Genomic DNA, 20,477 nt, shown 5'->3' with positions numbered 1-20,477 from the left:
CTGGGCGCATTGCGGGCGCGCGCGTTGAGTCCTGGATTGCGGCCATGGTGTTCGACCTTCGCTGCGCGCTGCTGAATCCCGCACGGCTGGGATAGCGGCAGCGCCGGACCCCATATTATCCTGTTGCAAGTGCCGCAGCCGGACTGATTAAAGGCGGCCGTTCGACGTCGTTCATCCGGGAGTTTTCATGCACCGTCTTCTGATCCGCTGGCACATGCTGGTCGCCGCTTTCCTGTTTCCGGCGATCCTCCTCTATCTGCTGACCGGCGCGCTCTACACCTGGGGCGCGAAGGGCGACTATGTCACGACCGACTATCCAGTGACGCTGTCGGCGCCGCTGACCGAGGACAAGGCGGCGATGCAGGCGCTGGTCGTCAGGGAGCTGGCGGCGCGCAACTTGGCCCCGCCGACGGGTACGGCGTCGGTCAAGTCCGCGGGCGACAGCTTCCAGATCGACTGGACCGGATCGAACCGGGACGTGACGCTTGAGCCCGGCGAGGCTGCCGGCACCGCGAAGCTGGTCGTCAAGGACACCGGTTGGCACCGCTTCTTCGTCCAGCTGCACAAGGCGAAGGGCGGCACGCCGTTCAAAATCTATGCGGTGGTCGTCGCGCTTGGCTTGTTCTTCCTTGTCACCTCGGGGCTGATCGTCGCGCTGAAGGTCCCGGCCATGCGTCGCGGCGCCATGATCGGATCGGCGGTCGGGCTGGCGGCTTTCGTCGGGATTGCGGCAGCGAGCTAGGCGTTCTCGCGAAGCGACTGCAGCGGACGGTCAGGCGACGCGCCGCCCCTTTTCGCGGTATCGAGGTCCTGCGCGATCCGGCGCGCTGCGTCGGCGAAGGGCATCAGCAGCGCGCCTGCCGGACCGTGCGGATCATAGGCGATGCCGTCGACGCCGAAGCGCAGCCTTTCGCGCTTCGCGGCCGGCAGGTGCAGCGTCCCGAAGAGCCGGTCGAAGATCGCCAGTGTCGATCCGAAATTGCGGTCGTGGTGCCTTTCCTCGACCGAATGATGGATCTGGTGGTGCGCCGGGCTGAGCAGCCAGCGCCCGGCGCGGCCGGGCAGGCTGATCCACAGATGCGAATGCTGAAGATAGCTGAAGAGGATCGTGGCGAGGAAGGTGAGGCCATTGGTGCCGTGGATCAGGAAACCGCCGCCGACGCGCCCGAAGGCGAAATGAACCAGCGCCATGGCGATGCCCGCCGATGCCGCCGCCATGTTGAAGAACAGGATCGTGTCGATCGGATGGACCCGGAAATTGGTGAGCGGGGTCAGCGATTCGGCGGTGTGATGCACCTTGTGGAATTCCCACATCCAGCCGACGCGGTGGCTGAGGCTGTGGTTGAGCCAGTAGGCGAATTCATAGGACACGAATAGCGCGAGCGTCATGACGGTGCCGGCGACCCACGCTGGAACCGCGATCGGCGCGGGCGATCCGAACAACGCATGAAGGCCCTGCAATATATGACCCGCGAACCATTCGCTCGACCAGAGCGCCCAGCCCAATGCGCTCGCCGAGAACAGCACGCCGAAGAGGAACCAGGCGATATCGGCGCGGCCCGATGCGCTGCGCACGATGCGAGCGGGCAGCAGCGCGCGGAGCAGCACCTTCCCGCGCACCGGCCTTTTGCGGTCCCGCGGGATCGCGAAGCGCAGCATCAGCGCGAGCGCGATCAGCGCCGCTACGAGCGTGAGCACAGGGGGTGCCCATGACGACAATATTGCTGCGAGGTCCGCTGGATCGCCCATGGACCCGCTTTAGGGCGGGATGGTAAATGGCCGCCTAATGCGCACTTTCCGCGTCAGAGCAAATCCAGGCTCCCCAGCGCCAATGCCTGCCGGGCCGGGCGTTCGGCCATCACCGCGAACATCTCGTCGCCCCGCGCGGTGCGCTCGACGCTCATCGAGGCGAAGACGGCCATGAAATAGCCGCTGAGCGCGCCGATGCGGTAGTCGGTCCAGAGCGCGTCGGCGTCGGGATCGACGCCCTCGGCCTTCAGCGCCGCGATCCAGTGGTCGAAGGCGGGGCGATCGGCGGCGGCGCGCTCGAAGGGGTCGGCGATACTCGTGCCGATCAGATAGGCGAGGTCGTTTGCGCCGCTGCCGCGGCCCAGCGTCTGCCAGTCGACGAGCCAGCAGCGGTCGCCCGCGGGGCTGAACAATATATTGTCGATGCGAAGGTCGCCGTGGACGAGCGAGCGCGCGGCGGGTTCGCGCGCGAGATAGGCGTCGAGCCGCTCGACGATGCCCGCGCCGATGTCGAGGATCTCGGGCGACAGGCGCTGAGCATAGCGCTCGCGAAAGCCCAGGTAGAGTTGCGGGAACATCGCGCGGATGAGGTCGCCATTGTCGCGCGCGATATAGGGCATGTCCGCGAGCCGGGCGTCGTTCCACATGAAGGCGTGGAGCTTTGCCGCGGCCTCGATGCACGGGACGAGCCCGGCGAGGCCGCGCCCCGCAAGTTGGTCGCCCTGCGTCGCGGGGGCAAGGTCGGAAAGGATCAGCAGGAATTCGACATCGTCGTCGGCGATCGCCTCGAAATAGCAGGTCGGCGCGGGCACGCTGCTCGCCGCCGCGAGATGGCGGTACCAGTTGACTTCCTTGACATAGGTGCCGGTAAGCTTGGCGATGTTGCGGCTCGCCTCGTCGTGGCTCGGGCATTTGGCGATGACGCTCGCCGGCGCGTCGGTGCCTTCCGCCCAGTCGAGCGTCAGGCGATAGCTGTCGCACATCTGGCCGGTGCCGACCTTGCCCACGGTGAAGCCGCGAAGCGCGGTTGGCGCTTGTCCCAATTTTTCGGCGAGCCACGCGGGCTTTATCGCCTCTGGCGCGGTCGGGAAGCTCAAGATACGGGGTCCATCAGGCCGGCGAGCCCAGTCGGCGCGTGCGGGCCGACGAACAATTGTTCGAGCACCCCCATGCCGCGATGCGTGGTGCCGCCGTCGACGAGTTCGGCGGTGACCAGCGCCTGGATGTGCATCGCGAGCGGATTGCCCCAGCCGCGCTCGGCCTCGGTCAGGCTATCGTGCGCGACCGCGAGTTCGGGGCCATGGTCGAGGCCGTGGCCCCACAGCGGGTGCGTATAGCCGAGCCCGCTCATCGCGAAGACCGGGCCGCTCGGGGAGAGCGTCAGCGCGCAGCCATGCCCCAGCTCGGCAGTCATCCGCGCGATGCGGCGTGTTCCGGGCGTCCATTGGATTGCGTAGCTCGCATCGGCGAAATGCAGCTCGGTGCCGTCCTCGCTGGTCTCGCTGTCGCCGGCGATCACGCCGCGGCGGTTCCACGGGCTGCCCGCGCCGTCGTCGTTACTGTGGAAGAAGAGCGAACGATCGCCAAAATTGCACGGCGTCCACAGCCAGAAGAACTGGTTGAAATTGCCCTCGGGCGGCGGCTGCGGTTCGCTCGCGCCGACGGGGCGCACGCCCCAGCTGCGGTCGCGCGTGCCGCTCCAGCCGTCGCTGAGCTCGATCTTCTCGCCGCCGACGGACAGCCAGCCCGACCAGCGGCCGTTCTGCGTCATGCGCGTATAGTCCATGAACAGCCGCGTGCCGTTGCGGCGGATGAAGCGCGGTTCCTCGATCGGGAAGTGCCGGTTCATGAAACGCAGCTCGCCCTCGAGCGGGCCGTCGTTCGGCGAGATGTGGAGCGTCAGCACCTGCAGCGGGATGTCGACGTCGAGGATGATCGGCCCGACCGACAGGTTCAGCCTTTCGCCCGCCGAGCGACGGCTGGCGCGGAGATTATATTGCACGCCGTCGAGGATGACGCAGAAGCTGGCGTCGACGATGCCGAGCTGGGGGTAGAAACCCATCGCCGCGGCGAATAAGACCGACCCGTCTGGGCTGTAGCCGTTGAAGAAATAGCGGTCGTAGAAATTGCGGTCGGTGCCGGCGAACGCGATCGGCTCGCTGGTCTGGTGCAGCGGATAATCGTCGCCTCTGGTCAGCATGGTATGTCCTCATCCCGTTTTTCGTTGCAACCTATCGCGGTGTTTAGGGGATGGGAAGGGGTGTCCGCTGACGGGAGGGAGCGGCCATCCTAATCCTCCCTGTCGCGAAGCGATGGGGAGGGGGACCATGCGAAGCATGGTGGAGGGGTGGCGCGGCCTTGGGCCAAGGCCTGCAACGCTCGACCCCCTCCACCGCCCTTCGGGCGGTCCCCCTCCCCACGGCTTCGCCGCAGGGAGGATTAAGAACGTCCGCTTTCCACCCCCCAAACCGACGATTGTCGCCCGATCGCGACCGCCTCAATGCACCGGCGGGTCGACTGGCGGGACCGCACCGACCGGCGCGACGGGTTCGCCCGGCGCGCGCGGGGGCAGGGCGTCGGGCGGGATGGCGTCGATCTGCATGTCGGGGGTCGGAACTTTTTCGAGGTTGCGCACCCGCACGTCGATCGTCGCGCCATCGATGCGCAATTCGTTGAAGCTGGGCGGGGTCGAGCGGATGCGCTGCGACAGCGTGCCCGCGCCGATCATCCGGATCGGGCCGTCCTTTGTGTCCTTCACCAAGTCGAAGGCGTCATGGACATGGCCGGTGAGCACCGCCGCGACGCCGCGCGAGGCGAGCGCGCGCAGTGCGGTCTCGCCGCCGCGGGTGAGGGCGCGGCCGCGCGTGCCCGCCTCGACCAGCGGATGGTGCGCGGTGACGAAGACCGTGGTGCCGCGCGGCAGCGCGTCGATCGCCGCCATTGTCTTGTCGAGCGCGGCGCGCGTCACCCAGCCCTTCGACCAGTCGAGCCGCCACTGCGCGCGGGCGGTGGTCTTGAGCGGGACGACCGCGACGCCCTCCAGTTCGAGTTCGCGTTCGACAAGCCGCTCGATGCGGCGAATGCGGCGATAGGGCCAGAAGAAGCGCGCGAAGGGGTTGAAATAGGGGAGGTCGTGGTTGCCGACCTCGACCGTCACCGGCACCTCGAGCCGCTCGATCCAGTCGCAGGCGGCGGCGAATTCATGGGAGCGCGCGCGCATCGTGAGGTCGCCGGTGATCAGCACCGCGTCGGGCTGCTCGCGACGCACGCAGTCGGTAAACCAGGCGAGCGCGGTCCGGTCCTCGAGCCCGAAATGCAGGTCGCTGATGTGGAACAGGCGGGTCATGCGGTCGCGAGGAAATCGACCGCGCTGGTCCCCAGTGCGAAGCGTGCGGGTGCCGGTGTTTCGGCCAGCTCACCGTCATATTCGAGGCTGATCACCGCCTCGCTTTCCAGAATGATCGTCTCGGCGGTGGCGATCCGCTCGCTGGGTCCGTCGCGAAAATCGCCGCCGAGCCAGGCGAGACCATGGCGCAAGACATCGCCTGTACCATCGGTCAGTATGCCGTCGGCCTGAATGCCCTGCCGGGTCGGGGTCAGGATCACCGCCGAATAGATCGATTCATGTCCCGCGACCCGGACGCCCGGCGCGTTCATCATCCGGTCGAGCGCCTCGGGTGCGGCGCGGCTCGCCTCGATCAGGCCATCCTGTCGCATCGTTTCGCGAACCTCTGCCCAGCGCGTCGCGGGGCCCGCGACGATGGTGATGAAGGCGAGGTCGGCCGCGGAACGGATGATCGGTATCCGGCTGCGCCGGCTCTTTCCGTCCAGCGCGTCGGCCACGATTTCGGGCGCCGTGCGGTCGCCGTGCAACTGCTTGGACAGCAGGTTCAGCGTGCCGCCCGGGAGCGGCAGGACGGCGCCCGGCCATCCTTCGACCTGCGCTGCGGCAGCGTTGATCGTGCCGTCGCCGGTCCACACCATCAGCAGGTCGATATCCTGCGCACGGAGCATCTTGGCATCGGGAAGCGAAGCATCGGGCAATACGAAGGTCGCGCCGAGGGGCGCTCCCGCCGCGCGGCATGCCTCTTCGATCGCCGCCTGCGCGGCTTCGTCATAGCTGCCGCTCTGGCTGTTGCAGACGAGCGCCGGGCGTCGATAGCTGTTGGTCATGCTCACCCTTACGCACGAACGCGAAAAAGGTCGCGCCGTTGCCCGCTTGTTCGCGCGTGCACGTCGCGGTAGGGCGCAGGCGAAGGGCGGGACCAATGGACAAGCCAGTCAAGGGACAGCGGCGGTTGATCAAATATCTGATACTCATCGGGCTGCTGATCCTGTTGTTCGGCGGCGGCACGCGGCTCGTGCTCGCGGGCGGCGCGAAATCGCTCAACCTCGGCGACCGATTGCTCGGCAATGGCGATGGTGCGACGCTGCAGGTCGCGGGGCAGCCCTATGGTCCGGGGCCGCGGGGCAAGCTCAATATCTGGGTGCCGACCGGGACGAAGAAGAGCGACCGGCTGCCGGTGCTCGTCTGGCTCTATGGCGGAGGCTGGTACAGCGGTCAGCGCGACGATTATGGCTTTGCCGGGCGCGCGTTCGCGAAGCAGGGCTTTATCGTCGTGATCCCCGACTACCGCATCGTGCCCGAGGGGCATTGGCCCGACTTCCTGGAGGACAGCGCGGCGGCGGTGGCGTGGACCGAGAAGCATATCGGCGATTATGGCGGCGATGCGGAGCGTATCGCGCTCGCGGGCCATTCGGCGGGAGCCTATAATGCGGCTATGATCGCGCTCGACCCGCAGTGGCTGAAAGCGGCGGGGAGCGATACGTCAGTGATCCGCGGCGTCGCGGCGCTGGCGGGCCCCTATGACTTCTTTCCTTTCGAAAAGGGCGGGCGCGCCGACGTCGCGATGGGGGATATCCGGCCGGTCGAGCGGACGCAGCCGATCCATTTCGTGCGCGCCGACGCGCCGCCGTTGTGGCTGGGGCATGGCACCGCCGACACCGTCGTGCGGGTACGCAACAGCGAGCGGCTGGCGGCGGCGATGGCGAAGGCCGGCGGGCAGGCGCAGCTGCGGACGTACGAAGGGCTCAGCCACAACGACCTCGTCATGGCTCTGACCGGGCCGCTCGCCTACAAGGGGCCGATATTGGCCGAGGCGACCGACTTCCTGCGCGGCGCGACCGCGAAGCGGGTGGCGCCCGCGGAATGACCATCAAGATACCGGCGATCGTGATGGCGGGCAGCCGGCCCGGCCCCGACCCCTTGCTCAGCGGCACCAATGTGTCGACCAAGGCGCTGCTGCCGATCGCGGGGCGGCCGATGCTGGTGCATGTGGTGACCTCGCTGCGCGCCTGCCCGCGCGTCGGGCCGATCACCATCCTCGCGCAGAACAGCACCGAGCTCGCCGCCGAGCCGGGGCTCGCGGGGCTGGCCGACCTGCATTTTTCGGATTCGGGGCAGGGGATCAGCAGTTCGCTGGCGGCTGCGCTGCCGCCGGGCGACGATCCCGTGCTGGTGACGACTGCGGATAATGTGCTGCTGACGCCCGCGATGATCGCCGAATTCCTCGATGGCGCCGAGGGGAGCGACGTGGCGGTGGCGATGGTCGAGCGCGACGTGCTGCTCGCGCGCTATCCCGAATCGAAGCGGACCTGGCTGAAGTTCCGCGGCGGCTGTTGGTCGGGGGCGAATATGTTCCGGCTGCGCGGTCGGCGCGTGCTGCCTTTGCTCGACTTCTGGGGGCGGATCGAGCGCGACCGCAAGAAGGGGCTCAAGATCGTCGCGGCCTTCGGGCCGTGGCTGCTGATCGGGGCGCTGCTGCGCATGTTCACGATCCAGCAGGGGGTGGCGCGTGCGGGGCTGCGTTTCGGGCTGAATGCGACCGTGGTGCCGATGAGCGATCCCGAGGCGTGCATCGATGCCGACAAGCCGGTCGATATCGAGCTGATCGAGAAGATTATGGCGGACAGGGCCGCCCTCTAATTCGAGGGCCGTCCTCCATTTCCGTTCGTGTCGAGCGAAGTCGAGACACGCCGAGTTCGTGCGTGCCTTCACGTGTCTCGACTTCGCTCGACACGAACGGAAGGGGGTTTCAGGCGGCCGCCAGCGCCTTGTCCACCGCCGCAACCGCGATTGCCAGTTCCTCCGCATAAGGAATCGTCGCGTCGATATCGACGATCGGGGCGCCGTTGAACGCGAGTTGCGGCACCGTCTCGACCTTGCGCGTGATCAGCGCTCGGTCGTGGTCGGGTTTGCGCAGCATTACCGTGTCGACGTCGACGTGCAGGCGGATCACGAGCGTCGGCCGGTACGCCGCCATCTCGGCATAAAGCGCGCGTTCCTCGGCCTGCATCGCGGCGAGGCGCGGGCTCGTCGCGACGCCCGCGAGGATCGGGCCGTCGTGGAGGCCGGGGACCTCGACCTGCGGATAGCGGTCGGTGACAATCACCTTGCCCGCGCGGCGCTGTTCGAGCAGCGCGTCGAACTTGGCGCGGCGCTTCTTCGACTTGTTCAGCGCATAGCGCGCCGCGAGATATCCGGGGATCGGCTCGCCGGGTTCGCGCAAGCGGTCGGCGATGCCGTCGAGGAAGCGGTGCAGCGGTGGGCCGATGAGCGGCCAGCGCCCGATGCGCCGCCCCTGCTCGCCCGAGCCGAGGCCGAGATAGCCGCTCTCGGCGGCGCGTGTTTGCTGGATATGGACGAGCAGGTCGGCCGACAGGGTCGACTTGCCCGACCCGTCGCTGCCGACGACTGCGATCAGGGGAGCGAGCTCGCTCCCCATGAACTCAGCTCAGTTCCTTGAAGAAGCCGACCATCTTGAGCCCGCCGATGATGAAGCGGATGACGACGAGCGCGCCGAAGGCATAGACCCAGTTCCACTGGGCCGGCGTGAGCGCGTCGAAGTTGAAGTCGAGGCGCGCGAACCAGGTCAGGAACACGGTCGTCGCGAGCAGGAACAGCTTGTTCTGTTCGCGCCAGATCATGCGCTTCCACCAGAAGGGATATTTGGGCTTCACCCAGCCGTGCAGGCGCGGGAGCAGCGCGGGGACGTCCTTGGCCCATTCGGCGTGCGCCGCGCCGAACTTTTCGCGCAGATACTCTTCCTCATAGATCGAGATGCGCTCGTAGATGAGGATCGCGAGCAGGAAGACGATCGCGCCGAACACCCAGCTGCCCGAGAGCATCGCAAGGCCGGTGAAGTTCAGGATGCGCCCGACATAGAGCGGGTTGCGGACCAGGCTGTAAGGGCCGGTGGTGTTGAGTTCGCTGGCTTCGGCGGCGACCTTGGCGCGGCCCGAGGTACCGAGCGCGGCCCAGCCGCTGGTGAAGATGCGCACGATCGCACCCGCGCTCGCGACGCCGAGCGACAGCCAGAACCAGGCGCAATCTCCTGTTGCAGTCCGGAACGGGCCCCAATCCTTGCTGCACCAGGCGATCAGCACCGAGATCGCGATGGTGATGTAGATGTAGGTGCCGCGAATGAAGAAGAGGCGCTTGCCGCTGCGCGCGAGTTCGGTCTGGTACATGTGGGTCCGCCTGTTGGCCGCGGATGCGCGGCGTCAGAATAAAGTGGCACGTCTCTAGCGATTTTTGCGGCCAAATTAAGACGGAAAAGTTTCAGATCAGCTTGAGCTTGCGCGCCGTCTTGCCCAGCGAGGCGCGGTCGGCGTGGGGCAGGGCGAAGCGCAGCGACAGCCAGATCGCCGCGACCGCGAGCAGGACGATCAGCGGCAGCGCGATCGCATCGGGCAGCCGCCCCGCGAGCAGCGCCGCGCCGCCCGCGACGAGGGTGATGCCGATGCCGCGCAGCGCGACCATCGGGAATTGATGGTCGAAGGGATGGAGCTTCTCGTTCATCGCGAGCTGGAGCATCGGGATGCCGCCCATCACGACGAGCCCGATCGACATCGCGAGCGTCACCCCGGTGAGCGCGTCCATATGGCCGACGATAAGCCAGCCGGCGATTACCGCGACGATCACCCCGACGATGCTCGCGGTGAGCTGGTGGCGGAAGGCGGCGACGACCTGGAGCACCGGCAGCGAGATGCCGAGCACCGCTTCGGCGGCGCGCGCGAAGAGCAGGATGATCACCGCGGCCTGCGCGATCTTTGCCTCATGGCCGAACAGGCTGAGCAAGGGTGCGCTGCCCGCGGCGAGCACGGCGGCGAGCGGCAGCGCGATCGCCATGATCAGCCGCGTCGCATAGGCATAGATGTCGGCCACTTGTGCCCGGTCGGCGCGCTCGGCGCTCGCGGCCAGCGGTGCGAGCACATAGACGAAGGCGATGCGCACGAGTTGGACGACGCTCGACAGCTTGCGCGCGATGGTGAAGAGACCCGCCGCCGCTGCGCCCGCCGCGCCGGGCAGGATCAGGTTCAGGATCAACGCGGGCGCATCGCCGAAGAGCCGCGCGATGACGTTAGAGGGCAGGATCGAGAGCCCGGCCCAGAAGGTGTTCTTCGCCGTCTCGCCGCCGCGTCCGCCGCGCAGCAGTTCGCCGAAGACATAATAGCGGCGCAGCAGGCGAACGCAGAGCACCGCCGTGATCGCCAGCGAACAGAGATGCGCGACGAACAGGCCCTTGAGCCCGAACCCGCCCGCGAAGAACAGCCCGGCGAACACCAGCCGCATGATCTGTTCCCACACGATACGCAGGCGAATCTCGGCGCCGAACACCATGCGCGCGCGCATCGCGCTCGTCGCGATCTCGACGAAGGCCCACAAGGGCAGCGCCCAGACGAAGAGCTGGATAGCGGGGACGACGAGCGGCCGGTCCTTCGCGGCAACGTTGAGGAAGGGCGCGAGGTCGGCGGCGAAGAAGGCGATCAGCGCCGCGACGATGAGGCACGGGCCGACGCCCCACAGCATCGCGGTGCGTAGCGCCGCGGCGGCGTCGGCGTCGCTTGCCGATTGCGGCACGGTGCGCTGCATCGCGCTGGTCATGCCGAGGTCGAAGAGATTTTCGAGCAGGTTGATCGTCGCCCACAGCACCGCATAGAGGCCGTAGCCCGCGAGCCCGAACATCAGCACATAGAGCGGCTGCGCGACGATCTCGACCACCGCGCCCAGCCGCGCGAGCACGGTCGTGCCGAGGCCCTTCGCGACGCTGCGGCTGGTGACGGCGGGCTGGGCGGTGTCTTCGCTCATGGCGGCGCCCTAGAGAGACATTGGAGCAAAAGGAAGCTTCTCCGCGCTTCTAACTTGATAAAGGAATCGCGTTTCGCATACCCAATCGCGATTGTAGGTGATAAGTGGATGCCCTTGATCGGAAAATCACAAAGGCCCTACTTTATGCAGCGCTGCCAAACGGCGGCTCGCAATTAATGCTGGTCGAAGCATATTTTGACGAAAGCGAGGGGCAAGTTTCGCGACCGCGCGTGATTACCGTGGCCGGCTTTTTATTCAAATCCGAGCAATCGATGCGATTCTCTCGCGATGCGAAAAAGCATCTCGACAGGCTGGGATTAAGCCACTTTCACCAAACTGACTGCGCAAACGGGAATGGCGAATATGCCAGTCTCTCGATGGCGCAGAGGATCAAGGCACAGGACCTCCTCCGTGCCAACATCAAGCGACGCGCCCTCAAGGCTTGCGCCGCGAGTATCAATCTCGACGATTACCAAGACATCTTCAAAGACTATCCGCGAGCACCATCCGCCTACAGCTACGCCTTGATGGGCTGCATGAATATTGTCCGGCACTGGATAGAGACTACCGGCTATGTCGGCGACATCGCTTACTTTTTCGAGGATGGCTACAAGCACAAGGGCGATGCCGATGGATTCGTATCGGAGCTTCTTTCTAACCCGGCTGCTACGGCGGACTACCGATATATCTCGCACGCTTTCGAAGACAAAAGAAAGGTCAAGCCGTTGCAAGCGGCTGACATGCTGGCCTGGTATACCAATCAGGAGTTCACCCGCATTATGAGAGGAGAGCTTGACCGGCGGAAGGATTTTGCGGCGTTACTGCGGTTGCAAGATACACGGATCGACCACACTCGCGAGACCCTTACAGATTTTCGCGACGTCCTGATCAACGCCGGAAGGATCTAGCCAGGAGCGCCATTCCGTTCGGTACGAAGCAACGCTGCGCGATAAGGCTTCGTATCCTTCTCCCATCGAGGGAGAAGGATATATGTTTCGCGCCATCCACCCTCTTGCCCCCGCCGCGCAACGGGTCTAGTCCGACCCCGACTGCATCAGGGGAGCCAGCGACATGGCCGAATTTCGCCTGCCCAAGAACAGCCGCCCGACCAAGGGCGGCCAGACCCACAAGGCGGTGGGCGCGACCAACGTCAAGACGTTCAAAGTCTATCGCTACGACCCCGACAAGGGCCAGAACCCCCATTTCGACACCTTCGAGATCGACACCGACAAATGCGGACCGATGGTGCTCGACGCGCTGATCAAGATGAAGAGCGAGCAGGATTCGACGCTGACCTTCCGCCGCTCGTGCCGCGAGGGCATCTGCGGCAGCTGTTCGATGAACATGAACGGCAAGAACGGCCTCGCCTGCACCACCGCGATCGAGGATCTGAAGGGCGACATCCGCATCACCCCGCTGCCGTCGATGGATGTGATCAAGGACCTGGTCCCCGACTTCACGCATTTCTACGCGCAATATGCCTCGATCGAGCCCTGGCTGAAGACCAAGACGACGACGCCGAGCGGCAAGGAGCGGCTGCAGTCGCCCGCCGAGCGCGAAAAGCTCGACGGCCTCTACGAGTGCATCCTCTGCGCCTGCTGCTCGACGAGCTGCCCCAGCTATTGGTGGAACAGCGACAAGTTCCTGGGCCCGGCGATCCTGCTCCAGGCCTATCGCTGGCTCGCCGACAGCCGCGACGAGATGACCGGCGAGCGGCTCGACGAGCTGGAGGATCCCTTCCGCCTCTATCGCTGCCACACGATCATGAACTGCTCGAACGCGTGTCCCAAGGGGCTGAGCCCGGCGCGCGCGATCGCCGAGATCAAGAAACTGGAAGCCGAGCGGCAGGTCTGATGCGCGGCTGGCTGCCAGCGCTATTGGCGCTGGCACTAGCGGGCTGCGCGGCCAATCCGAAGGTCGTCTATGAGGACATGCCGCGCACCTATGCGCATGGCATCGGCGGCGCGACCTTCCTCGTCGGCGGCAGCTTCCAGCCCTTCAGCCAGCCCGACGGCAACAGCCTGATCCTCTACGGCCCCGAGGGCGCCTTCGTGATCGATACGGGGCGCCATCCCGAGCATCTCGCGTCGATCAAGCGCGGGCTGAGCGGGATCGGCATGCCGCCCGTCGCGGTCGTCAACACGCATTGGCATCTCGACCATGTCAGCGGCAATCCCGAACTCAAGGCCGCTTTTCCGGAGATCGAGGTCTATGCGACCTCGGCGATCGACGGCGCGCTCGCGACCTTCCTCGCACGGACTGCCGAATCGTACCGCAAGGCGATCGCCGAGAATAATATCCCGATCGGCGCGCGGGCGGATATCGAGGGCGACCTCGCGACGATCGCCCGCGGGGCCGAGCTGCGGCCCGACGTGATCGTCGACGAATCGCGCGACATGGCGATCGCGGGGCGGCCGCTGTCGCTGCGCGTCGCGCACCGCGCGGTTACCGAGCGCGACCTCTGGATCTACGACGCCGCCGAGAAGCGTGCGATCGTCGGCGACCTCGTCACCGTGCCGGTGCCCTTCCTCGACACCGCCTGCCCCGAAGGCTGGCTGAAGGCGCTGGGCGAAGTCGCCGCGTCGGGCGCCGAACAGGTCGTTCCCGGCCACGGCCCGATCATGGACATGGCAGAGTTCGGCGCGTGGAAAAGCGCCTTCGCCGATTTTATCGCTTGCGCGCAGGGGCAGGGCGCGCTTGAGGCCTGTTCGGGCGGCTGGCTGAAGGACGCGGCGCGCTGGATCGGGCCCGATACTTCGCTCGCGGGGGCGATGGCTCTCTCTTATGCCGGGCGGATACGCTCGGGGAAACTGGACGGATATTGCAGCGCATGAACGACGGCATCGAGGAACCCAAGCGCCGCGACAATTTCAGTGCCGAGGAACTGGAAGGCGGCTGGGTCAGCTGGAACCTCAAGGACCCGAGCCGTTTCAATGCCTTCATCGAACCGCTGTCGGTGCGCGTCGAGCCCGACACAACTGACGGGCGCCCGCAGGCGCGGGTGCGGATGATCCCCGAGCGCAAGCACAGCAACCTCGGCGACAATGTCCATGGCGCGGTGACGCTGGCGCTCGTCGACATCGCGCTGTTCGCGGCGTCGCACCAGTTCGGCTCGCTCAACGCCGGCCATTCGGTGACGCTCGACCTGTCGACGCAGTTCGTCGGCGCGGGCCGGCTCGGCGAGCCGCTCGACGCCATCGTCGAGCTGGTGCGCGAGACCGGGCGGCTGATCTTCCTGCGCGGGCTGGTCGTGCAGGGCGAGCGCGACGAGCATATCGTGCTGACCTTCGCCGGTACGATCCGCAAGGCGAGCAAATGACAGGCGTGCTCGCAGCCTATGACGCGCTGGTCGCGGGCGGCGAGCTTCAGCCCGATGCCGAGCAGCGCGCGGCTGCCGAGCGGCTGAACCGGTTGCAGGAAGAGCTCGAGGCGGTGCCGCCGCGCGGCAGCCTCTTGTGGCGCATCGCGGGGCGCAAGCCCGAGGCGCCGCGCGGCGTCTATCTGTGGGGCGCGGTCGGGCGCGGAAAGTCGATGCTGATGGACCTCTTCTACGACCAGCTCGCCATCGAGCGGAAGCGGCGCGTGCATTTCCACGCCTTCATGATCGACGTCCATGCGCGGATGCGCGAGGTCAGGAAGACCGAGAGCGGCGATCCGATCCCGCAAGTCGCGGCGGCGCTGGTCGAGAATGTCCGCTGCCTCGCCTTCGACGAGATGGTGGTGAACAATAGCGCCGACGCGATGATCCTCTCACGCCTTTTCACCGCGCTGATCGACAAGGGCGTGACCGTGGTCGCGACCTCGAACCGGCCGCCGAAGGATCTCTACAAGGACGGGCTCAACCGCGAGCATTTCCTGCCCTTCATCGCGCTGGTCGAGGCGAAGCTCGACGTGATGGGGCTCAATGGTCCGACCGATTATCGCCGCGACCGGCTGGGCGATGGCGCGCGCTGGTTCGTGCCCGGCGACGATACGGCCAGCGCGGCGCTGTCGGCGGCCTTTTTCCGCCTCACCGACTATCCGCCCGAGGACCGCGCGCATGTCCCTACGCTCGACCTCGAGCTTGGCGGCGGCCGCATCCTTCATGTGCCCAAGGCGCTGAAGGGCGTCGCGGTGTTTTCGTTCAAGAAGCTTTGCGGCGAGGCGCGCGGCGCGTCGGACTATCTGGCGGTCGCGCGGCATTTCCACACCGTCATCCTCGTCGGCATCCCGCGCATGGGGCCGGAGAACCGCAACGAGGCGGCGCGCTTCGTGACGCTGGTCGACGCGCTCTACGAATATAAGGTCAAATTGCTCGCGAGCGCCGCGTCCGAGCCCGACGCCTTATATGTCGCGGGCGACGGGGCGTTCGAATTCGAGCGCACCGCAAGCCGCCTCTCCGAAATGCAGTCCGACGATTATCTGGCGCTGGGCCATGGGCAGGACGAGGCCTAGGGGGCGTTCGCTCAGGCGAAGACCAGCAGCACGCCGCCGGTGATCTTGCCCCAGCGCGACGAGTTGATCGTTACCGTGATCAGGTCGCGGACATAGCCTATCTCGTGCAAGACATGCCCGACCGCCTGCTCGACCGTGCGGCGGAGCGTGCGCAGCGGCTTTGGCGCGGCCAGCTCGATCCTCGGCGCGCGAGCGGGCGGCGCGGGCAGCGTCGCAAAGCCGCCGCTGGTCACGCGCGCGTCCTCGGCGACGGCGCGGCAGAGCGCCTCCATCCGCGCGATGGCCAGGCCGTTGGGCACGGCGCGGTCGCGGCTCAGGAGTTCGAAACTGTGGCTGAAGGCCGAGAATTGAATCGCGCCGCTCGCCGCGCTGTGACCCAGCGCATCGCGCATCTCCTCTTCCGACATCGCGCAGAGCTGCGCGGGACGAAAGCTGCCCACGCGGTCCATCAGCCCGCTGACCGGAACTTCGACCACCCCCTGATGTTCGCGCATCGCGAGGTTGCCGGGGTCGAGCGAGATCGCGCAGCCATGCGCCCGCCAGGCGCCGTTGAAGCTGCTGTCGAAGCGGAAGCCCAGCGCCGCGAGCGCGCACAGCGTATCGTCGTTGGCGCCGAAATTGCCCGCGCGAAACGCGGTCGGCCTGGGCGCGCCCGCGCCGACGAGGATGTCGCGCGCGAGGCCAATGAGCTTCTTCTGCGCCGCGAGCGGGAAGTCGCCGATGTTGCGGCCGGTGTGGCGCCCCACCGGATTGAAGCGCGCGAAGGCCAGCCATTCGGTGTGGATATGGAGCTGGACCTCGTGCCCGCGCGCCAGGATCGGCTCGACGATCGCGTCGACGATCTCGGGGCCATAGACCAATGCGGGCATCGGATCGACGAAATAGACCCCGGTCAGCCCGTGGCGCTCGAGCATGTCCATCTGGAAGTGGATGCCATAATCGCCCTCGCGGCAGCGGCCGAGGATCGAGCTTTCGAAATTGGCGCGCGCGTCGGCGCCCCGTTGATAGAGGCCCGCCGACAATTCGGTGTCGAAACTGATGATTGCCCGCGTCATCCCCGCGAGCCTAGCAGACGCAGGGTATAGGGAGGGTTAATCGCCGCTCAGAAGCGCAGGGTGACGTCCACCCCGGCGCCGTTGGTGCTGCCCCACGGGAAAATCTGCACGCGGTCGTCGGCCTTGGTGGTGATCAGATGCCCCGTCGCGGTGCCGATCGCCGCGCCGACGAGCACGTCGCCGACGCGGTGCTTGCGCGCCTCGACACGGCTGAGGCCCACGAACGACGCGACGACATAGGCGGGCAGGCCGGCCTCCCAGCCATAGCGGTTGTGCAAGGTCGCCGCCGCGGCGAAGCTGGTCGAGGTGTGGCCCGAAGGGAAGCTCTTGTTGTCGCTGCCGTCCGGGCGGCGCGAGGGGAAGGCTTCCTTCAGCCCCTGGGTGATCAGGATCGTGCCGCCGATGCTGCCCCCCGCCTCGAGCACTCCCCCCCAGTCGCCCTGCACCGCGGGCACGCCGAAGGCGACGACGACGAGCGCGTTCTTGGCGACGGTGCCGGCGTCGTCCCAGCCCTTTTCGCTCGCCTGTGCGGGGGAGGCGAGGGTCAGTGCAAGCGCGGCTCCGGTGAGGGTCAGGGGGTAACGCATGGATTTGCCTCGCCTTTGCTGCAGGCGTTTGTGACGCCTCGATGACGGCTGCATAACGCAATCGGACGCCCAATGCGACTGTGGCGGATCGGTCCAATGCCTTTGGCCGCAATCGCGGCTATATTTGCCCCGCAACATGTCCGTCGAGTCGAAAGGCGAAGTGCCATGTATCGGCGCGCGATCCGGCGCAAACAGCGTGTCAACAGCATGGCGGCCGCGCCGCAACCGGCGCCACCCCGGGCGGCCTGGTCGCCCTTGAGCTCGCTCGCCGACGTGCCGTCGCGCGAGCCGCTGGTCATCGGGGCCGCCAACGACCCTGCCGAGCGTGCAGCCGATGCCGCGGCCGACCGGGTCATGGGCGCGGGCGCCGCGCCGGTGCCGGCGACGGTCGGAACGTCGACCGGCGCCACCATCCGGCGTGAAGCCGCCGGGGCGGGCCGAGCAGGCCGGGCGCCCGCCGGGCCGCAGGCGCAAAAGGCGCTGTCGGGGCTCGGGGCGGGAACGGCGCTGCCCGCAAGCGAACGCGCCTTTTTCGAACCGCGCTTCGGCCGCGATCTGTCGGGGGTGCGCATCCATGATGGCGCCGCGGCCGACGCTGCGTCGCAATCGGTCGCGGCGCGCGCGTTCACGCTGGGCAGCGACATCGCCTTTGCGCGCGGCGAATATCGGCCGGGGACGGGCGAGGGCCGCCGCTTGCTGGCGCACGAACTGGCGCATGTGATTCAGCCGCAGGGCGGTGTGCTGCGCCGCGAGCCACAACGTGGCCTCGAAGACCAGCCGGGCAATATGGGCGGCACCCTGCCCTATCGCGAGGCAACCAATCTCCTCGACTGCATGCGCATCATGGGACCGCGCAGCGAGGATTATTGCAACAACGAGGTGCTCGGGACGCCGATGCCGCCGCTCAAATTCGGCGACATGGCGGTCGCCATGTTCCCGGGGGCCGGCAAGGTCTCGGGCACGGTGAGTTTCACGCCGAACGCCAAATGCCCGAAATGCAGCACGATCCGGCTGGTGCAGGTCGTCCGCGTTTATGCCACGGGCGGCGCTGACCATAAATTCGCGGGCACCGCCGAGCGGAACCGCGACAAGGTGAAAACGAAGGCGGACAAGAAGAACGGGATCGTCGGCAATTTTTTCGTCGACCATTTTGCCGCCAAATGCAGCAAGGGCAACGCCTGTTCGATCTATTATCGCGACCATGCCCCCAACTCCCATCGGTCGCGCGACGGCAGCTTCGACGGAACCACCGGCCAGGCGGCCTCGCTGTTCGACGCCCCGCAGGGGCCTGCCAACTATGTTTTCGAGTTCGAGACCTGCGCGCGCTGCGCCGATACCGGCACTTATCTGGGCTGCGTCGACTGGGGGTTCACGAACGACGCCGCGGGCACGGCGGCCTTGACGACGACGGCCGAACATTTCCAGCCCTCCGCCACCTTCCGCTCGGCGATCGCCGTCTTCAACAAATTCTATGCAAATCCGTGACATTGATGCGGCCGCGCTCGCCGACCTGATCGCCGCGATCGACGCCGAGCCCGATCTGCTGCACGCCGAATCGACCCCGGCGACCGAGGCGCTGATCGACATCGGCGAGGCGGCGTTGCCGGGCCTGATCCCCTTGCTCGTCAGCTCTTCCGAAGACACGAGGATGCGCGCGGCGCATGTCTTGGAAATGGTGACGATGGAGCTGTTCGGCTTTCGGCGCGGGAAGGGCTGGGACGATTTTGCGCATGAAATCCGCTGGCGCGATTTCTGGTCGGCGATGATGGGCCCCGCGATCGATGACGGCGGGGAACCCGGTGCCGCGGCCCGGGTTGCAGATTGGCGAAGCTGGCTCGACCATCGCCTTCGGAGCGGGGATATTGCGGCGATTTAGCCGGTCTATAGCTATTGCGAACTATTTGCATAAAAACCCGGATTTTAGCCCTTTTCGCGGTTGTTTCCTTAAGGGAATCGGCGTAGGGCGGCGCCCAGTCTAGGGACCAGCCTGCGCTTTAGCCCGTGCGCCGGCCGGTTTTGTGCTTCATCGCCGGGCTTGCCACGAAGGGAGTGCCGCGCGCCATGGGACGCAAGAAAATCGCTTTGATCGGAGCCGGGAATATCGGCGGAACGCTGGCGCTGCTCGCGGCGCAGAAGGAACTGGGCGATGTCGTTCTGTTCGACGTGGTCGAAGGCGTGCCGCAGGGCAAGGCGCTCGACCTGTCGCAGGTCGGTCCGATCGCGGGCTTCGATGCGAAGATCACCGGCTCGAACGACTATAAGGACATCGCCGGCGCCGACGTCATCATCGTCACCGCGGGTGTCGCGCGCAAGCCGGGCATGAGCCGCGACGACCTGCTCGGCATCAACCTCAAGGTCATGAAGGCCGTCGGCGAGGGCATCAAGGCGAACGCTCCGGACGCCTTCGTCATCTGCATCACCAATCCGCTCGACGCCATGGTCTGGGCGCTGCGCGAATTCTCGGGGCTGCCGCATAACAAGGTCGTCGGCATGGCCGGCGTGCTCGACTCGGCGCGCTTCAGCCATTTCATCGCCGACGAATTCGACGTGTCGGTGAAGGATGTGAACACCTTCGTGCTCGGCGGCCATGGCGACACGATGGTCCCCGTCGTGCGTTATTCGACTGTGAACGGCATCCCCGTTCCCGACCTCGTCAAGATGGGCCTGTCGTCGCAGGATAAGATCGACGCGATCGTCAAGCGCACCCGCGGCGGCGGCGGCGAGATCGTGGCGCTGCTCGGCACCGGCTCGGCCTTCTACGCGCCCGCCGCCAGCGGCATCGCGATGGCCGAAGCTTACCTCGGCGACCAGAAGCGCATCCTGCCCTGCGCCGCCTATGTCGACGGCCAGTACGGCCTCGATGGCCTCTATGTCGGCGTACCGGTGCTGATCGGCGCCGGCGGCGTCGAGAAGATCGTCGAGATCGAACTCGATGCCGAGGACAAGGCCGGCCTGCAGGTCTCGGTCGACGCGGTCAAGGAACTGCTCGAAGCGTGCAAAGGCCTGGACCCGAGCCTTGCTTAAAGCGCTGCTCGTCGCTGCGGCGGCAATCGGCCTCGCGCCGATTGCCGTAGCGAAGGTTCCGGTGGCGCCGCTGCCGGATATCTATGAGAGCTACAACGATTGCTTCGTTGCGACCGCTGACGGGGTCGATGCCGGCAAGCTCGAACCGCTCGGCTGGAAGCTGGCCGATATCGATGGAAAGCCGAGCGCCGATCCGAAGATATTCGGGCACGTCACCCGCGCCCCGCTGATCATCGTCGGCGGTCAAGGCGACAATGGCATGTGTGCGGTCGTCGCCAAGTTGGAAAGCGCGGCGGCGTTCGACGAACTCGTATCGGCATGGCAGGGCATCAAGTTCGACAAGAAGGGCGAGGCCAGCTTCATGGCGGAAGGCCACCCGGTGATGATCGCCAGAACGGGTTCGAAGGATGCGCCGGCGGTTCGTCTGGCGGTCGGCCCGCGGGTCGGCAAGTAGCAATATCGTCGCCTCGCAGGTTG

Annotated in this window: 22 protein-coding genes; 12 read left to right on the top strand and 10 right to left on the bottom strand. The window is 66.6% G+C overall.

Annotated features, from left to right (window positions below; genetic code table 11):
• The first annotated feature begins 187 nt into the window (after positions 1 to 187).
• A complete protein-coding gene (locus BWQ93_RS11365) occupies positions 188 to 742 on the top strand; it encodes a PepSY domain-containing protein (RefSeq protein WP_077030648.1) in 555 nt (184 codons plus the stop codon).
• Here the strand turns inward: BWQ93_RS11365 and BWQ93_RS11360 are convergent.
• The 5 genes from BWQ93_RS11360 to BWQ93_RS11340 form a co-directional block, all read right to left on the bottom strand.
• Positions 739 to 1,749 (bottom strand): sterol desaturase family protein, encoded by a 1,011-nt coding sequence (locus BWQ93_RS11360; protein WP_083720828.1) that lies wholly within the window; start codon positions 1,747 to 1,749, stop codon positions 739 to 741. The genes BWQ93_RS11365 and BWQ93_RS11360 overlap by 4 nt on opposite strands.
• Positions 1,750 to 1,802: 53 nt before the next feature.
• Positions 1,803 to 2,846, bottom strand: coding sequence for a phosphotransferase (locus BWQ93_RS11355; RefSeq protein WP_077030646.1), 1,044 nt, complete (start codon positions 2,844 to 2,846; stop codon positions 1,803 to 1,805).
• Positions 2,843 to 3,949, bottom strand: a complete 1,107-nt coding sequence (locus tag BWQ93_RS11350) for a hypothetical protein (RefSeq protein WP_077030645.1) — start codon at positions 3,947 to 3,949, stop codon at positions 2,843 to 2,845. Before BWQ93_RS11350 ends, BWQ93_RS11355 begins: the two co-directional genes overlap by 4 nt.
• 297 nt (positions 3,950 to 4,246) lie before the next feature.
• Positions 4,247 to 5,095, bottom strand: a complete 849-nt coding sequence (locus BWQ93_RS11345; RefSeq protein ID WP_077030644.1) for a metallophosphoesterase family protein — start codon at positions 5,093 to 5,095, stop codon at positions 4,247 to 4,249.
• A complete protein-coding gene (locus BWQ93_RS11340) occupies positions 5,092 to 5,922 on the bottom strand; it encodes a diacylglycerol/lipid kinase family protein (RefSeq protein WP_077030643.1) in 831 nt (276 codons plus the stop codon). The genes BWQ93_RS11345 and BWQ93_RS11340 overlap by 4 nt, the downstream gene beginning before the upstream one ends.
• A gap of 95 nt (positions 5,923 to 6,017) precedes the next feature.
• Here BWQ93_RS11340 and BWQ93_RS11335 point away from each other — a divergent pair, with 95 nt between their 5' ends.
• Both BWQ93_RS11335 and BWQ93_RS11330 read left to right on the top strand, forming a co-directional pair.
• Positions 6,018 to 6,962, top strand: a complete 945-nt coding sequence (locus tag BWQ93_RS11335) for an alpha/beta hydrolase (protein ID WP_083720826.1) — start codon at positions 6,018 to 6,020, stop codon at positions 6,960 to 6,962.
• Positions 6,959 to 7,735 carry a nucleotidyltransferase family protein gene (locus BWQ93_RS11330; RefSeq protein ID WP_077030641.1) on the top strand — a complete coding sequence of 259 codons (777 nt, stop codon included), beginning with the start codon at positions 6,959 to 6,961 and terminating at the stop codon, positions 7,733 to 7,735. Before BWQ93_RS11335 ends, BWQ93_RS11330 begins: the two co-directional genes overlap by 4 nt.
• 109 nt (positions 7,736 to 7,844) lie before the next feature.
• On the opposite strand, the gene BWQ93_RS11325 is transcribed toward BWQ93_RS11330, so the two are convergent.
• From BWQ93_RS11325 to BWQ93_RS11315, 3 genes are all read right to left on the bottom strand, one after another.
• On the bottom strand, positions 7,845 to 8,534 hold the full coding sequence (locus BWQ93_RS11325) for a hypothetical protein (RefSeq protein WP_077030640.1): 690 nt from the start codon (positions 8,532 to 8,534) through the stop codon (positions 7,845 to 7,847).
• Positions 8,535 to 8,538: 4 nt separating this feature from the next.
• A complete protein-coding gene (locus BWQ93_RS11320) occupies positions 8,539 to 9,279 on the bottom strand; it encodes a methyltransferase family protein (RefSeq protein WP_077030639.1) in 741 nt (246 codons plus the stop codon).
• A gap of 91 nt (positions 9,280 to 9,370) precedes the next feature.
• A complete protein-coding gene (locus tag BWQ93_RS11315) occupies positions 9,371 to 10,900 on the bottom strand; it encodes a lipopolysaccharide biosynthesis protein (protein ID WP_077030638.1) in 1,530 nt (509 codons plus the stop codon).
• Between the two features lie 104 nt (positions 10,901 to 11,004).
• Between BWQ93_RS11315 and BWQ93_RS11310 the strand changes: the two genes are divergently transcribed.
• The 5 genes from BWQ93_RS11310 to zapE all read left to right on the top strand — a co-directional run bounded on the left by BWQ93_RS11310 (position 11,005) and on the right by zapE (position 15,334).
• A complete protein-coding gene (locus tag BWQ93_RS11310) occupies positions 11,005 to 11,808 on the top strand; it encodes a DUF3800 domain-containing protein (protein WP_156878209.1) in 804 nt (267 codons plus the stop codon).
• A gap of 163 nt (positions 11,809 to 11,971) precedes the next feature.
• The gene (locus BWQ93_RS11305; protein WP_077030636.1) at positions 11,972 to 12,754 is read left to right on the top strand and encodes a succinate dehydrogenase iron-sulfur subunit; all 783 of its coding nucleotides are present in this window, start codon (positions 11,972 to 11,974) and stop codon (positions 12,752 to 12,754) included.
• The gene (locus tag BWQ93_RS11300; protein ID WP_077030635.1) at positions 12,754 to 13,734 is read left to right on the top strand and encodes an MBL fold metallo-hydrolase; all 981 of its coding nucleotides are present in this window, start codon (positions 12,754 to 12,756) and stop codon (positions 13,732 to 13,734) included. Before BWQ93_RS11305 ends, BWQ93_RS11300 begins: the two co-directional genes overlap by 1 nt.
• Complete coding sequence (locus BWQ93_RS11295; protein WP_077030634.1) at positions 13,731 to 14,219, top strand: PaaI family thioesterase; 489 nt, start codon at positions 13,731 to 13,733, stop codon at positions 14,217 to 14,219. Before BWQ93_RS11300 ends, BWQ93_RS11295 begins: the two co-directional genes overlap by 4 nt.
• Positions 14,216 to 15,334, top strand: a complete 1,119-nt coding sequence (gene zapE, locus BWQ93_RS11290) for a cell division protein ZapE (protein WP_077030633.1) — start codon at positions 14,216 to 14,218, stop codon at positions 15,332 to 15,334. The genes BWQ93_RS11295 and zapE overlap by 4 nt, the downstream gene beginning before the upstream one ends.
• Before the next feature lie 11 nt (positions 15,335 to 15,345).
• Here the strand turns inward: zapE and BWQ93_RS11285 are convergent, their stop codons facing one another.
• The gene (locus BWQ93_RS11285; RefSeq protein WP_077030632.1) at positions 15,346 to 16,389 is read right to left on the bottom strand and encodes a polysaccharide deacetylase family protein; all 1,044 of its coding nucleotides are present in this window, start codon (positions 16,387 to 16,389) and stop codon (positions 15,346 to 15,348) included.
• Positions 16,390 to 16,436: 47 nt separating this feature from the next.
• Positions 16,437 to 16,976 (bottom strand): phosphatase PAP2 family protein, encoded by a 540-nt coding sequence (locus tag BWQ93_RS11280; RefSeq protein WP_077030631.1) that lies wholly within the window; start codon positions 16,974 to 16,976, stop codon positions 16,437 to 16,439.
• Positions 16,977 to 17,141: 165 nt separating this feature from the next.
• On the opposite strand from BWQ93_RS11280, the gene BWQ93_RS11275 reads away from it, so the two are divergent.
• The 4 genes from BWQ93_RS11275 (at position 17,142) to BWQ93_RS11260 (ending at position 20,454) form a co-directional block, all read left to right on the top strand.
• Positions 17,142 to 18,461 carry an eCIS core domain-containing protein gene (locus tag BWQ93_RS11275; RefSeq protein WP_077030630.1) on the top strand — a complete coding sequence of 440 codons (1,320 nt, stop codon included), beginning with the start codon at positions 17,142 to 17,144 and terminating at the stop codon, positions 18,459 to 18,461.
• Positions 18,448 to 18,852: a hypothetical protein gene (locus tag BWQ93_RS11270; protein WP_077030629.1), complete on the top strand. Its 405-nt coding sequence runs from the start codon at positions 18,448 to 18,450 to the stop codon at positions 18,850 to 18,852. The genes BWQ93_RS11275 and BWQ93_RS11270 overlap by 14 nt, the downstream gene beginning before the upstream one ends.
• Before the next feature lie 185 nt (positions 18,853 to 19,037).
• Entirely contained in the window at positions 19,038 to 20,000 is a 963-nt protein-coding gene (mdh, locus tag BWQ93_RS11265) for a malate dehydrogenase (RefSeq protein ID WP_077030628.1), read from the top strand.
• Complete coding sequence (locus BWQ93_RS11260) at positions 19,993 to 20,454, top strand: hypothetical protein (protein ID WP_077030627.1); 462 nt, start codon at positions 19,993 to 19,995, stop codon at positions 20,452 to 20,454. The genes mdh and BWQ93_RS11260 overlap by 8 nt, the downstream gene beginning before the upstream one ends.
• The last annotated feature ends 23 nt before the right edge of the window (positions 20,455 to 20,477 follow it).

The organism is Sphingopyxis sp. QXT-31 (genome assembly GCF_001984035.1).
Classification (GTDB): Bacteria; Pseudomonadota; Alphaproteobacteria; order Sphingomonadales; family Sphingomonadaceae; genus Sphingopyxis.
This window is presented reverse-complemented; position numbering and strand designations above follow the sequence as displayed.

Bases quoted from the DNA above. Each gene is read 5' to 3' on its own strand.
- BWQ93_RS11275 (WP_077030630.1), top strand. From the start codon at position 17,142: ATGTATCGGCGCGCGATCCGGCGCAAACAGCGTGTCAACAGCATGGCG.
- BWQ93_RS11280 (WP_077030631.1), bottom strand. From the start codon at position 16,976: ATGCGTTACCCCCTGACCCTCACCGGAGCCGCGCTTGCACTGACCCTC.
- BWQ93_RS11315 (WP_077030638.1), bottom strand. From the start codon at position 10,900: ATGAGCGAAGACACCGCCCAGCCCGCCGTCACCAGCCGCAGCGTCGCG.
- BWQ93_RS11270 (WP_077030629.1), top strand. From the start codon at position 18,448: ATGCAAATCCGTGACATTGATGCGGCCGCGCTCGCCGACCTGATCGCC.
- mdh (WP_077030628.1), top strand. From the start codon at position 19,038: ATGGGACGCAAGAAAATCGCTTTGATCGGAGCCGGGAATATCGGCGGA.
- zapE (WP_077030633.1), top strand. From the start codon at position 14,216: ATGACAGGCGTGCTCGCAGCCTATGACGCGCTGGTCGCGGGCGGCGAG.
- BWQ93_RS11350 (WP_077030645.1), bottom strand. From the start codon at position 3,949: ATGCTGACCAGAGGCGACGATTATCCGCTGCACCAGACCAGCGAGCCG.
- BWQ93_RS11295 (WP_077030634.1), top strand. From the start codon at position 13,731: ATGAACGACGGCATCGAGGAACCCAAGCGCCGCGACAATTTCAGTGCC.
- BWQ93_RS11345 (WP_077030644.1), bottom strand. From the start codon at position 5,095: ATGACCCGCCTGTTCCACATCAGCGACCTGCATTTCGGGCTCGAGGAC.
- BWQ93_RS11335 (WP_083720826.1), top strand. From the start codon at position 6,018: ATGGACAAGCCAGTCAAGGGACAGCGGCGGTTGATCAAATATCTGATA.
- BWQ93_RS11325 (WP_077030640.1), bottom strand. From the start codon at position 8,534: ATGGGGAGCGAGCTCGCTCCCCTGATCGCAGTCGTCGGCAGCGACGGG.
- BWQ93_RS11285 (WP_077030632.1), bottom strand. From the start codon at position 16,389: ATGACGCGGGCAATCATCAGTTTCGACACCGAATTGTCGGCGGGCCTC.
- BWQ93_RS11320 (WP_077030639.1), bottom strand. From the start codon at position 9,279: ATGTACCAGACCGAACTCGCGCGCAGCGGCAAGCGCCTCTTCTTCATT.
- BWQ93_RS11330 (WP_077030641.1), top strand. From the start codon at position 6,959: ATGACCATCAAGATACCGGCGATCGTGATGGCGGGCAGCCGGCCCGGC.
- BWQ93_RS11300 (WP_077030635.1), top strand. From the start codon at position 12,754: ATGCGCGGCTGGCTGCCAGCGCTATTGGCGCTGGCACTAGCGGGCTGC.
- BWQ93_RS11340 (WP_077030643.1), bottom strand. From the start codon at position 5,922: ATGACCAACAGCTATCGACGCCCGGCGCTCGTCTGCAACAGCCAGAGC.
- BWQ93_RS11365 (WP_077030648.1), top strand. From the start codon at position 188: ATGCACCGTCTTCTGATCCGCTGGCACATGCTGGTCGCCGCTTTCCTG.
- BWQ93_RS11360 (WP_083720828.1), bottom strand. From the start codon at position 1,749: ATGGGCGATCCAGCGGACCTCGCAGCAATATTGTCGTCATGGGCACCC.
- BWQ93_RS11305 (WP_077030636.1), top strand. From the start codon at position 11,972: ATGGCCGAATTTCGCCTGCCCAAGAACAGCCGCCCGACCAAGGGCGGC.